14 protein-coding genes are annotated in these 12,346 nt (G+C 66.9%); 13 read left to right on the top strand and 1 reads right to left on the bottom strand.

What is annotated here, in order from left to right:
* Positions 1 to 13: 13 nt before the first annotated feature.
* The 13 genes from BCL67_RS09470 (at position 14) to BCL67_RS09410 (ending at position 11,912) form a co-directional block, all read left to right on the top strand.
* Positions 14 to 634, top strand: coding sequence for a TetR/AcrR family transcriptional regulator (locus tag BCL67_RS09470; protein ID WP_106123208.1), 621 nt, complete (start codon positions 14 to 16; stop codon positions 632 to 634).
* A 353-nt stretch (positions 635 to 987) separates the two neighbouring features.
* Positions 988 to 2,397 carry an SPFH domain-containing protein gene (locus BCL67_RS09465; protein WP_106123207.1) on the top strand — a complete coding sequence of 470 codons (1,410 nt, stop codon included), beginning with the start codon at positions 988 to 990 and terminating at the stop codon, positions 2,395 to 2,397.
* A gap of 132 nt (positions 2,398 to 2,529) precedes the next feature.
* Positions 2,530 to 2,814 carry a DUF3253 domain-containing protein gene (locus BCL67_RS09460; protein ID WP_181255959.1) on the top strand — a complete coding sequence of 95 codons (285 nt, stop codon included), beginning with the start codon at positions 2,530 to 2,532 and terminating at the stop codon, positions 2,812 to 2,814.
* A gap of 24 nt (positions 2,815 to 2,838) precedes the next feature.
* The gene (locus BCL67_RS09455) at positions 2,839 to 3,573 is read left to right on the top strand and encodes a MerR family transcriptional regulator (RefSeq protein WP_106123205.1); all 735 of its coding nucleotides are present in this window, start codon (positions 2,839 to 2,841) and stop codon (positions 3,571 to 3,573) included.
* A gap of 70 nt (positions 3,574 to 3,643) precedes the next feature.
* Positions 3,644 to 4,870: an MFS transporter gene (locus BCL67_RS09450; RefSeq protein WP_106123204.1), complete on the top strand. Its 1,227-nt coding sequence runs from the start codon at positions 3,644 to 3,646 to the stop codon at positions 4,868 to 4,870.
* 84 nt (positions 4,871 to 4,954) lie between these two features.
* Complete coding sequence (gene paaA, locus BCL67_RS09445) at positions 4,955 to 5,986, top strand: 1,2-phenylacetyl-CoA epoxidase subunit PaaA (protein ID WP_106123203.1); 1,032 nt, start codon at positions 4,955 to 4,957, stop codon at positions 5,984 to 5,986.
* A 53-nt stretch (positions 5,987 to 6,039) separates the two neighbouring features.
* On the top strand, positions 6,040 to 6,339 hold the full coding sequence (paaB, locus tag BCL67_RS09440; RefSeq protein WP_036474355.1) for a 1,2-phenylacetyl-CoA epoxidase subunit PaaB: 300 nt from the start codon (positions 6,040 to 6,042) through the stop codon (positions 6,337 to 6,339).
* Positions 6,336 to 7,163: a 1,2-phenylacetyl-CoA epoxidase subunit PaaC gene (gene paaC, locus BCL67_RS09435; protein WP_106123202.1), complete on the top strand. Its 828-nt coding sequence runs from the start codon at positions 6,336 to 6,338 to the stop codon at positions 7,161 to 7,163. Before paaB ends, paaC begins: the two co-directional genes overlap by 4 nt.
* 20 nt (positions 7,164 to 7,183) lie before the next feature.
* On the top strand, positions 7,184 to 7,687 hold the full coding sequence (paaD, locus tag BCL67_RS09430) for a 1,2-phenylacetyl-CoA epoxidase subunit PaaD (RefSeq protein ID WP_374955643.1): 504 nt from the start codon (positions 7,184 to 7,186) through the stop codon (positions 7,685 to 7,687).
* Entirely contained in the window at positions 7,687 to 8,838 is a 1,152-nt protein-coding gene (gene paaE / locus BCL67_RS09425) for a 1,2-phenylacetyl-CoA epoxidase subunit PaaE (RefSeq protein ID WP_106123200.1), read from the top strand. Before paaD ends, paaE begins: the two co-directional genes overlap by 1 nt.
* A 24-nt stretch (positions 8,839 to 8,862) precedes the next feature.
* On the top strand, positions 8,863 to 9,633 hold the full coding sequence (locus BCL67_RS09420) for an enoyl-CoA hydratase/isomerase family protein (RefSeq protein ID WP_106123199.1): 771 nt from the start codon (positions 8,863 to 8,865) through the stop codon (positions 9,631 to 9,633).
* A gap of 120 nt (positions 9,634 to 9,753) precedes the next feature.
* Positions 9,754 to 11,076: a zinc-binding dehydrogenase gene (locus tag BCL67_RS09415; RefSeq protein ID WP_106123198.1), complete on the top strand. Its 1,323-nt coding sequence runs from the start codon at positions 9,754 to 9,756 to the stop codon at positions 11,074 to 11,076.
* Between the two features lie 317 nt (positions 11,077 to 11,393).
* Positions 11,394 to 11,912 carry a hypothetical protein gene (locus BCL67_RS09410; protein WP_106123197.1) on the top strand — a complete coding sequence of 173 codons (519 nt, stop codon included), beginning with the start codon at positions 11,394 to 11,396 and terminating at the stop codon, positions 11,910 to 11,912.
* Here the strand turns inward: BCL67_RS09410 and BCL67_RS09405 are convergent.
* The coding region (locus BCL67_RS09405) for a transposase (RefSeq protein ID WP_146131125.1) at positions 11,884 to 12,346 on the bottom strand (463 nt) is incomplete at its 5' end. The genes BCL67_RS09410 and BCL67_RS09405 overlap by 29 nt on opposite strands.

Below are 12,346 nucleotides of genomic sequence, written 5' to 3'. Positions count from 1 at the left end.
CTAGGGTGGAGTCATGACCACCACTTCGACCACGGCGTCCGCCTCCCGCCGGGGCCGCCCCGGCTATGACCGCGAGGGGCTCATCACCGTCTGCGTCGAGACGTTCAACCGCCATGGCTACGAGGCGACCTCCATGGGCGCACTCTCCCGGGAGCTGGGCATCTCCAAGTCGGCGATCTACCACCATGTCAGCTCCAAGGAAGAGATCCTCGACATCGCGCTGAACCGCTCGCTGGCCGAGTTGGAGCGCGTGGTCACCGAGGCCGAGGCGCTGGACGCCTCCGCGGTGGCCGAGCTGGAGATGATCCTGAGCGAATCGGTGAAGGTGCTGACCACTTCATTGCCCTATGTGACGCTGCTGCTGCGGCTGCGTGGGAACTCCGAGATGGAGGTCAAGGCGCTCCAGCGGCGCCGCGAAATCACGCTGCGCATCGCCGAACTCATCCGGCAGGCCCAGCAGGACGGTGACCTGCGTCAGGACGTCGACGCCCGCACCGCCTCCCGCCTGGCCATGGGCACGATCAACTCGATCGTGGACTGGTACCGCCCGGTCGGCGGCGCCCCGGACGCGGCTCTGGCGGAGACCGTGAAGCAGATCATCCTCGGCGGGCTCCGCGCACCCGAGGGTCGCTGACCTTCAAGGTCCGAGTCGATACCAGACCCCTCGGCCCCGCCCTGGTGATCGGCATGCCGATCTCCGACCCTCATTCGCACAGGCTCCCGAAATATTGTTTGCGCCAGGCAACTGGTCGCATCGGCGGCCTGACAGTCATCCAGGCCTGTACAGCCCCACACGGCGTCGAATCTCACCAGGACACAGTGCATACATCTGTTGACCTCTAGGTTTTGTTCAGATCAGCGTCAGTTTATGTCCGGGGTGCTTTGTCGTTCATTGCGCGCGGTGCATGAGCCCACGAAGCAGAGCGGTCACGTCACCTCGCGACTCGCGGCTGATCTGACCGCCCACGTAGATAGAGGTACTGACGGATGGACATTCTGACAACGGGCGGCACGCTGGCCATCGTGATCGCGGTGCTCATCGCCGCGGTGCTGATCGGCACCGTCGCCCTGCTGATGATGCGGGCCTGGACCAAGGTCGCCCGGGCGGATGAAGCGCTGGTGGTCACCGGTAAGGCGTCGCGCTCGGACCTTCCCGGCTCACGCCCCAAACAGGTCATCGTCAACGGCCGCGCACTGGTCAACTCGATTCGGCAGCGCCACGAGATCATCTCCCTGCGCTCCCGTCAGGTCCTGATGACCGTGACGGCGCAGAGCCACGACAATGTCACCATCAACGCCGAGGCCGTCGCCCTGGTCAAGATCGGCAGCGCGGACGAGGACGTCAAGGCAGCCTCTGAGCGTTTCGCCTCCCAGGACAATGCAGTGGTCGAGTACACCCAGGACCAGCTCGAAGGTGCGCTGCGCGGGTTGATGGCGCAGCAGACCGTGATCCAGCTGATGCGGGATCGGCAGAAGTTCTCCGATGAGATCTCCGAATCGATCTCTCCGGAGCTGCAGACCCAGGGACTGCTGCTGGACTCGTTCCAGATCCGCGAGATCACCGACGACTCCGGATACATCGCATCCCTGGGCGCACCGGAGATCGAGGCTAAACGCCAGGCCGCGGAGATCGCCGCGACCAACGCCGAGCGCGCGATCGCCAAGGAACGCATCTTCAACAACGAGCAGAACCTGATCGAGGAGACCGAATACGACTCGAACAAGGCTGCTGCCACCTCTCGGGTGGGTCAGGCCCGCGCACAGGCCGAGCAGGCCGAAGCCCTGGCGGGCGAGAAGGCGCGCCAGGAGGTGCTCGGTCAGCGAGCCGAGAATCGACAGGCCGAGCTCGACGCCGAGGTCAAGCGTGTCGCCGATGCTGATCTCTACAAGCAGCAGAAGCGCGCCGACGCGGAGGCCTACGAGCGCACCAAGGCCGCTGAGGCAGGAGCGCTCGTCGCCGAATCCGAGGCTCGAGCGCGTCTGAAGCGCTCCGAGGCCGAGGCCACCGCGATCCGAGAAGAGGGCGAGGCCAAGGCCGCCGCCATCCGCGCGGAGGCAGAAGCTCTGCGCGAGAACCAGGAAGCCGTGCTGGCTCGCGAGGCCCTCGCGGTGCTGCCACAGCTCATGGACTCCTTCGCCGCCGGCTACGCGAACATCGGTTCGATGACGCTGATCGGCGGCTCCGGCGAATCCGGTGCCTCCAAGCACTTCGACGGCGAGGCCTCCGTGGCGCTGGCCGGGGTGTTCAAACGGGTCGAAGCCGCCACCGGCATCGACCTGGGATCGATCCTGCAGGCGAAGGTCCAGGGCGCTGCGATCGGCGAGGCGATCTCCGAGTCCCATCACACGGGCTCTGCACCGGCGCAGAACCAGCAGCCGGCAGCCAGCAAGAACTGAAGCGCAGAGCCCCGTTGATGCTCCTTGAAGCATCGACGGGGCTTTTCGCTGCCCTGCCTGCGAAAGTCGCTTCGATGCGCCGGTCTCCACAAGGCCACAGACACGACGCCGCAGATGCGAGACACTGATGCCATGGACGAACCCCTTCCGGCAGTCTCGGACCGCGACATGGAACGCGCGATCCTCGACCTGCTCGCGCAACGGGCCGAGACCGCCACGATCTGCCCCTCGGAGGCTGCTCGCGCGGTGGCAGGTGATGACTGGCGGGACCAGATGGATGCGGCGCGGTCAGCCGCTCAGCGCCTCGTCGCCGCGGGCTCCGTAGACATCACCCAGCGCGGCGTCGTGGTCGACCTCGCCACCGCGCGAGGCCCGATCCGGATCCGGCGCCGCCCGTCCCACCCAGGACCCCGCTGATCCAGCACCTGAGGAGTCAGACCATTGCTGAGCAGTGAGATCGCCGCGCTCGCGGGAGTCACCGTGCGCACAGTGCGCCATTACCACCAGGTGGGGCTGCTCCCCGAGCCCCCGCGCAGCAGCACCGGCTACCGGCACTACGACATCTCTCATCTGGTCCAGCTCCTGCGGATCAAGCGGCTGACTGCCCTCGGCGTTCCGCTGTCCGAACTCTCGGCGGTCCTCGACGTTCCCTCCGCCGCAGAGGGCCTGCTCGAGGAGCTCGACCTGCAGGCCGCGGCCGAGATCGACCGGCTCAACGCTCGGCGGGCGCGCATTGCAGCCTTACGGCGCAGCGGCTCCCCGCCGGATCTGGCGCCCGAGCTGGCGGCCTGGCGCTCGAGTCCTGACGTGTCGCTGTCCGAGGACATGTCCCGGCTCGAACACGAACAGCTGGTCCTGCTGGGGCACCTCCTGGGAGATCGCGGTCACGAGGTGTTCACCGAGGGGTTCGCCGCGCTGAACGCCGGGATGATCGCGCCGCTGACCGCACGCTTCTCCGCGCTCGATGCCGAGACGCCCGACGCCGAGGTCGACGCTCTGATCCTCGAGATGGTCTCCGCCCTGCGGCCTGTGCAGGCAAAGCTGGTCGATCTTCCCCCGCTGGATGATCAGGTCGCGGCGTTGATGGATGAGCTGACCCAGCGCCGGCTCCTTCCCGTCCAGCGCCGGGTGTTGCGCGAGATCCAAGAGCAGATCGAGGCGCCCGGAGAGGGGTGAATCGCGGGTGCGGCAGGGTCCGGCAACCGGCACTTGACCCTGACGCGACGTCATAGCCTTCACTGTGGGCATGAAAAGAACCTCATTCTTCTATTTCGCCTCATTCGTCACCTCTCTGCTGGGCAACTCGGTCACGGCCATCGCTCTGCCGCTGCTCGTGCTGTTCACCACCGGCAGCCCGCTCGACGCCGGCATTGTCGCGATCGCCGCCGCGGTGCCTGCCGCGATCGCCGGACTCCTGATGGGTTCGCTCATCGACCGGATCAATCGACGCACCGCCTCGATCCTCTCGGACGTGATCTCCGCCGTCGCGCTGCTCATCCTGCCCATCGTGGACCTGACGGTCGGGTTGAACGTGGGATGGTTCATCGCCGTGGCGATCCTGGGCTCCTTCGGAGACGTCCCCGGGATGACCGCCCGGGAAGCGATGCTCCCCGCCATCGCGAAGGCGGTGGGATCGGAGCCGTCCCGACTCATCGGACTGCGCGAAGCTCTCACCGGGGTGACCGTGCTGATCGGTCCCGCCGTGGCCGGCGTGTTGGTCGCAGCGCTGGAACCGATCACCGTCCTGTGGATCACCTCCGGCATTGCCGCCCTGGCGGTGCTGCTCACCCTCGGCATCCCGTCCGGGGCGACGGCGCATCAGCGCGACCTCGAGGAGGAGACCGCTCACCAGGGCGTCCGGTCGCTCCTGCACGGTATGACTCTGCTGCTCCGTTCTCCCCTGCTGCGCACGATGCTGCTGCTGGCGGTCACGCTCGGGGTCGTCCTGGCAGCCATGCAGGGCATGGTGATCCCGGTCCACTTCGCCTTCCAGAATGAGCCGCAGTTCGTCGGATTCGTGCTCAGCTCCCTCGCCGCGGGCCTGCTCGTCGGCGGCGGCCTGTTCGCGGGCCTCGCCAACAGGATTCCGCGCCGGGTCTGGTTCATCTCCGGCATGGCCACGCTGGCGGTCGGCCTGGGCGGCCTCGCCGTCCTGGGCCCGGTCTGGTCGATCTTCGCCGCGGCAGTGGTCGCGGGCATCGGGGGCGGCGCCATGAACGCCGTCGTCGGACTGACCTTCGTGGAGAACGTCGACGAGAACCAGCGCGGCCGGGTCCTCGGCGCACAGAACGCCATCCTGACGCTCACGCCGGCGCTGGGCATCGGCGGCGGCGCTGTCCTCATTGAGAGCGGCAGCCTGCACCTGGCGACCACAGTCTTCGTCACCCTCTGGGTGATCGTCGCCCTGGCATCGCTGCTCAGTCCGCGGATCCGCCGGCTCGGCGAACCCGCCCGGGAGCTCGTCGACGCCTGAGCCCAGTCGCGTGTTGACCGTCACACCTCCAGTGCTATACTGAACGAACGGTCGGTAAATAATGCGACGGAATAGAGGATGACCATGTCACCCCAGAACCACCAGCACGCTCCCCTGCACCTCGCCGATGAGAGCGACGCCGCAGCGGCGCTCGCCGAGGCAGAGGCCGGGCAGAACCGCTTCGACGAGATCATCGCCGAGGACTCCCGGATCGAACCCCGGGACTGGATGCCCGAGTCCTACCGGAAGTCGCTGGTGCGGCAGGTCTCTCAGCACGCGCACTCCGAGATCATCGGCATGCAGCCCGAGGGCAACTGGATCTCCCGCGCCCCCAGCCTCAAGCGCAAGGCCATCCTGATGGCCAAGGTCCAGGATGAGGCCGGTCACGGGCTCTACCTCTACTCCGCCGCCGAGACCCTCGGCCGCCCCCGCGAAGAGATGTACGACCAGCTCTACAGCGGCAAGGCCAAGTACTCCTCGATCTTCAACTACCCCGCCCGGACCTGGGCCGACATCGGCGCGATCGGCTGGCTGGTCGACGGCGCGGCGATCGTGAACCAGGTGCCGCTCTGCCGCGCATCCTATGGTCCCTATGGCCGCGCCATGGTGCGCATCTGCAAGGAGGAGTCCTTCCATCAGCGCCAGGGCTGGGAGATCCTCTACTCGCTCTCCCACGGCACCGAGGCGCAGCATCAGATGGCCCAGGACGCCGTGGACCGCTTCTACGGACCGGCGCTGCAGATGTTCGGCCCGCCGGACGGCGATTCCCCGAACTCCCAGCAGTCCATGGCGTGGAAGATCAAGCGCTTCACCAATGACGAGCTGCGCCAGCGCTTTGTGGACATGCTGGTCCCGCAGGTCGAGGCCCTGGGCCTGACCCTCCCCGATCCCGAGCTGAAGTGGAACGAGGAGCGCGGGCACTACGACTTCGGTGACCTGGACTGGGACGAGTTCTTCGCCGTGATCAAGGGCAACGGTCCCTTGAGCCGGCAGCGCCTGGAGCACTACCGCAAAGCCCGGGACGAAGGCGCCTGGGTCCGCGAAGCCGCCGTCGCCTACGCCGATCGCCAGGCCCAGGCGCAGGATCGCGACCAGGCAGCCCTCATCGGCGCCTGAGCCTCCTCTGCACCGCCGCACTCCCCCGACATCACCGCTAGAAAGGCGAGGCCATGACCTCCAGCGCAGATTCAAGCTCCTGGCCCCTCTGGGAGGTCTTCATCCGGTCCTCGCGCGGGCTCTCCCATGTCCACGCGGGGTCGCTGCACGCGCCGGATGCCACCATGGCAATCCGCAACGCCCGGGACCTCTACACCCGGCGCAACGAGGGCACCTCGGTCTGGGTCGTGCCGGCCGCGGCGATCATGGCCTCGGATCCCGACTCCAAGGGCGCCTACTTCGAGTCTGCCCAGGGCAAGAGCTACCGCCATGCCACGTATTACACCCAGTCCGAAGGGGTGAAGCACCTGTGAGCTTCGCATCGCATGACTCCGCCACCCGCCAGTCCCAGGGCGAGGCGCTCACCGCCGAGGAGATCGCCGCCTCCGGCGCCAAGGCCGAGGACGCCACCGCCCGGTACGCGCTGCTGCTGGGCGACGACGCGCTGATCCTCTCCCAGCGCCTGGGCGCCTGGGTCTCCCGGGCACCTGAGCTGGAGGAAGATGTCGCCCTGGCGAACATCGCACTGGACCTGCTCGGCCACGCCCGCTTCCTGCTCACCTACGCCGGCACCGCCTGGGACAAGTCCGAGGACGATCTCGCGTACTTCCGCAGCGAGGAGGAGTTCCGCTCCTGCCGCCTCGTGGAGCAGGAGAACGGCGACTTCGGCAAGACCATCGCCCGGCAGCTGATCTTCAGCTTCTACCAGCATGAGCTCTACAGCCGGCTGGTGCACTCCACCGATGCCACCCTCGCGGCCATCGCCGAGAAGGCGCTCAAAGAGGTGGACTACCACCAGGACCACGCCGCCCAGTGGATCCTGCGCCTGGGCCTGGGCACCGAGGAGTCCGCTCGACGCGTCCAGGCCGGCCTGGACTCGGTCTGGTCCTACGTCGAGGAGCTCTTCACCGATGTGGAGCCGATGACCCAGCTCGGCGACATCGCCGTGCTGCCCTCCACGCTGCGCGAGCCCACGCTGACCCGGCTCCACCAGGTCATCGATCAGGCAGGACTGACCGTGCCCGACATGTCCGGCGCCCACGGAGCCGACCGCTCCGGACGCCACTCCGAGCAGCGCGGACTGATCCTGGCCGAGATGCAGGTGCTGGCCCGCCAGCACCCCGGAGCCACCTGGTGAGAGGAGCACTCATGGCAGTGATGGGCCCCGACTCCGTGACCCTGCCACCCGGCGCCACCCTCTGGGAGGTCGCCGCGAGCGTCAACGATCCCGAGATCCCGGTGCTCAGCATCGCCGACCTGGGGATCCTGCGCGAGGCTCGGATGGATCAGGACGGCACCGCCGTCGTCGTGATCACCCCGACCTACTCCGGCTGCCCGGCCATGGACACGATCAACGCCGATGTCACCGCCGCGCTGCACCACGCCGGACACGAGAAGGTCCGGATCGAGACCGTGCTGCACCCGGCGTGGACCACCGACTGGATGACCGAGGAGGGCAAGGCGAAGCTGCGTGAATACGGCATCGCCCCGCCCACCGGCAAGGCAGCCCTGGGGCCGGTCCGCGTGGGCCTGAGCGTGAAGTGCCCCCGGTGTGACTCCACCGATACTCGAGAGATGACCCGCTTCGGCTCCACCGCATGCAAGGCGCTGTACCAGTGCCGCGACTGCCTGGAGCCCTTCGACCACTTCAAGGTGCACTGATGTCGACGACCACCCGCCGCCGCGCGAGATTCTCCACGCTCACCGTCTCCGAGGTGCGCCCGCTCACCGCCGACTCCGTGGAGGTCACCTTCGCGGTGCCGCCGGAGCTGCAGGACGACTTCGACTACGCCCCGGGACAGTACGTGGCGCTGCGCACCGAGCTGGACGGCCAGCAGGTCCGCCGCTCCTACTCGATCTGCACCGAGCCCACCCCCGGGGAGATCCGGGTCGCGATCAAGCGCGACATCGGCGGGGTGTTCTCGAACTGGGCCAATGAATCGCTCAAGCCGGGAGATCAGATGGAGGTGATGAACCCCTCCGGGGCGTTCGTCTCCAAGACCGCGATCACCTCGATGAACAACCCGGCCAAGCTCGCCGAGGAGGCCGTGGCACTGCGCTCCGACGTGCACCTGGTCGCCTTCGCCGCCGGCTCCGGGATCACCCCGATCATGGCGATCGCCCGCTCGGTGCTGGCCGCCTCGAAGGACTCCACCTTCGATCTCATCTACGCCAACCGCTCTGCCGGCGATGTGATGTTCGCCGAGGAGCTCGGTGACCTCAAGGACCGCTACCCCGCCCGGCTGGCGGTCCACCATGTGCTCAGCCGCGAGCAGCGGATCAACCCGCTGCTCACCGGACGGATCGACGACGAGAAGCTCCGCGATCTGCTGGACAAGGTGCTGCGCGTCCAGGACACCGACGAATGGTTCCTCTGCGGACCCTTCGAGCTGGTCCAGATGGCGCGGGACTCCCTCGCCGCCCGCGGCGTGGACCAGGGCGACATCCGCTTCGAGCTGTTCAGCACCGGGCGCCCGGACCGCCCCGAGGGTCAGCAGGGCCGCAAGGTCGAGGCCGACCCTGAAGGCGAGACGGTCCAGATCGAGTTCACCCTCGACGGGCTCACCGGGCAGATCGCCTCCCCGAGCGGCTCGGGTGAGACCGTGCTCAACGCCGCGCTGCGCGCCCGGCCCGACGTGCCCTTCGCCTGCGCCGGAGGGGTGTGTGGCACCTGCCGCGCAAAGGTCGTCTCCGGAGACTTCGAGATGGAGGAGAACTTCGCGCTGGAGTCCGATGAGGTCGAGGCCGGATACATCCTGACCTGTCAGACCCGGCCCACCTCCAAGCAGCTCGTCGTCGACTACGACGCCTGAGCGCGTCCCAACCCTGGAGACTTCATGATCAGCCTGAGCATCAGCGAGAACATCGCCGAGATCGTCCTCGACGCCCCCAAGAAGCTGAACTCCCTGGATGAGCAGGCGCTCGATGACCTCGACGCCGCCTACCAGGAGGCCGAGGCTGCCGGTGTGCGGGCGCTGTTGCTGCGCGGCGAGGGCAAGGGCTTCTGCGCCGGCCGGGACATCTCGAATGTGGTGCCCGCGACCGACGACGCGCTCGGCTATCTGGGCGGGAAGGTCACCCCGCTGATGCGCCGGATGGCGGCGTTTCCCGCCCCGACCTTCGCCGCGGTGCAGGGTGCCTGCCTCGGAGTGGGCCTGGGCCTGGCCATCGCCACCGACGTGGTCTATGTGGCCGAGAACGCCAAGATCGGCTCCCCCTTCGCCGCCCTCGGTGCCACCCTGGACTCCGGCGGACACGCGCTCTTCGTGGAGCGACTCGGCGCGCACCGGACCCTGGACCTGATCTACACCGCTGACCTGATGTCAGGCGCCGAAGCGGTGGCCGCAGGACTCTTCTCCCGCGCCGTCCCGGCTGAGGAGCTGCTCGACTTCACCCGCGAGAAGGTCGCCGTGGCCGCGGCCGGAGCGACCCTGGCCTTCCGGGAGTCCAAAACGCTGGTGGCCGCGGTGCGAGATCAGCGGATCGGCCTGTGGGAATCGCTGGATGCGGAGAACCATGCCCAGGGGCGGTTGTGCGACTCGGCGGACTACACCGAGGGCTTCGCCGCGTTCCAGCAGAAGCGGAAGCCGGTCTTCCACGGGCGGTGAGTCGGCCGCGTCGTGGAGACCTGAGCGGCGTTCGAGAGTGCGTGGACGAGGGGGATACCAAGATGTCTCCGTCTCCTCTAGAGTCGACGGACCCGCACCGTGCGAGGAACGGAACCCTTTATGGATGCGCTCATCGTTGATGATGCTGCCCCTCAGCGACTCCGCCACAGCCACATTCCCACACCTGCTCCCACGGCGCACGAGGCGCTGATCGAGACCAGCGCGGTCTCGGTCAACCCGACCGATCTCGCCCTTCTGGACGCAGCGCCGAACCGGACGGTGCTCGGCTACGAGTTCTCCGGCATCGTCCTCCAGCCGGCTCTCGACGGCACCGGACCACCTGCCGGGGCCCGTGTGGCCGGCATGGTCATGGGCGGTGCGTGGGCGCAACGGGTGGCGGTCCCCTCCGCGCAGCTCGCTGTCGTTCCAGAAGGGATCGACCTGCAGTCTGCCGCCACCGTTCCGATAGCGGGAGTGTCTGCTCTGCGTGCTCTTCATGCCGGTGGGGCGATCTTGGGGCGACGCGTCTTGGTGACAGGTGCGACAGGTGCCGTGGGTGCCTGCGCTGTGCAGCTCGCCTCGGTCGGTGGGGCGGCAGCCATCGTGGCGGTCGCTCGATCCCAGGAGTACTCGGATCGATTACGGACCCTTGGTGCCACCCGGGTGGTGACGAACCCGAGAGAAGGTGGCGAACTCGCCGACACTGTGATCGATACTGTCGGCGGCGATCTGCTGCCCGACGCCTTCGCCATGACCGCCGCCGGTGGAGATCTCATCTCGGTCGGACGCGCCAGCGGAGACGATATCGTCCTGCCCGCCCAGGCTCTGGAGGGCGCCGGTGGCCGATCCGGACGAACCATTCACACTTTCTTCATGCCCGATGAATCCGGCGACTACGGCAGTGACCTTCGATTCATCCTGGACTTGGTGAGCAGCGGCAGACTCGACGTTGGAGTCGATCACGTTGAGGAGCTGCGCGGCGACCTCTCCCTGCTGCTCTGGAACATGGGCCGGAAAACTCGTGCTCACGACGCGCTAGTCGGCCCGGTGCTGCTCGGTGGACCGGGTCACCGCCGCCAGCCAGTACGAATCGTCGCTGTCGACATCGACGACGATATTGCTCTCATCGGGCGTGATATCCGGGGCATTTCGAGCCATGGTCGTCTGACCGTTCTCGCACGCGAAAGCGCCCGCGTCGGCTGGCTCAACGTCGATGCGCACGTCCAGAGTGGCTTCGCCGATGCAGTACATGGTCAGCACGTAGCCCTCGTCGAGGTCGAAGTCGAAGTCGGGGATCTCCGCCGAGCCCTGGACCAGGAGCGGGGGCACGAGCACGCCGTCGTCGGCGAACTCCTGTTGGAAGTGCTCGAGACGCTCACCAACCAGCTCCAGCCGTTCATCACCATCAGACGACGAGCAACCGGCGAGCATGAAAACGATTAGAGCCGAGGGGGTTATCGTTTTCATTCGATGCAACATGCCGCCACGCCAGCACTGGGTCATACAGCAATGCGTGACCACTTAGACGAGAAAAGTCCACAGCCTCTCACCGCGTGAGTCAGCCAGGTCGAGCACTGGTGAAATGGTGATGGACGTTTCGGGCTTGGCCGGACATGTAGGGGGGGTAAGCGCACGTTCCCGAGCGAGTAAGGACCGCCGACATGTCGTGGCCACCACCAAACAGCGATCCACCAGAAGATCCCACGCCAGAGAATCCTGAAGCAGCTCTCAACGAGCGCCTGGACAGATCAGCTCCCTCGGTGGCGCCGGTCACCGTCGAGCTGCAGGCGGAACTCGAGCGCCTCTCCACTGCGAGCCGCGAGGACGCCAGCAGCCGCCGTCGTCGGGGTCGATCTGGGCTCTCCCGCGGCGCCGCCATGGGGCTCGCAGCCCTTGCGCTGCTCGGCACTGCTACTGCCGCAGTGGCCGTCGTGGAACTTCGCAGCTACTGGTCAGATATCGGAGTAGGGCCTCACGCGAGTTACAGCTTCGAACTGCCCAGCGGGGCCGAATGCGAAGTCGAGCTTCGTATGAAGAAGATGGGGCCTTCCGGGATGGAGAACGTCGATGACTACTCCATGAGCCCGGAACAAGACGCATTCGTGCGGGAGATGTACTCCGATGTTCAAGACAGAGTCGATGACCTGGTGGACAGTGAGGGGTTCCTTGATCGGGCACGGGCCCAATCTCAGGCCATGGGCCTCACGGAGGACCGGGCGGAGACCGACGATGTCGCGTACTTCTGGCTCTTCACAATCCAGGGTGTAGACGGGGTCTGACTCCACCGGATTCCAGCAGTGACCGGGCGATGTAGTTGGTCAGGTTCCGGAATCCCAAAGCCGATCCGCGGAGGTGCTCCAACCGGCCATTGATCGCCTCGGTAGGACCATTGGAGGTGCCAGTGCGGTCGAAGTAGGCCAGGATGTCTGGTGCCCGCTTCTTCAATGTCCGGCCCAGCGCGGCCAGTTCGGTGAGTTTCTTCGGCACCGCACGACCCAGCTTGGTGATCACCGCCGCCATCATGGCTTTGGCCTTGGCCCGGTCGGGTTCGCGGTAGGCGGCGACCATGTGCTGGTAGAACGCCCAGGTGGCCTCGACTTCAACGTGGTCATCAGTCTCGAAGACGTCCTGGATGCGTGAATACTGTCTATCGGTGAGCAGGTCAGCCCCGGTCAGCAGGGTTCTTCTCGCCTTGTAGAGGGGGTCTTGCCTG

This window comes from Nesterenkonia sandarakina, assembly GCF_003003175.1.
Taxonomy (GTDB): Bacteria; Actinomycetota; Actinomycetes; order Actinomycetales; family Micrococcaceae; genus Nesterenkonia; species Nesterenkonia sandarakina_A.
Note: the sequence above shows the minus strand (reverse complement) of the source record. Positions and strands in the feature narration are given on the sequence as shown.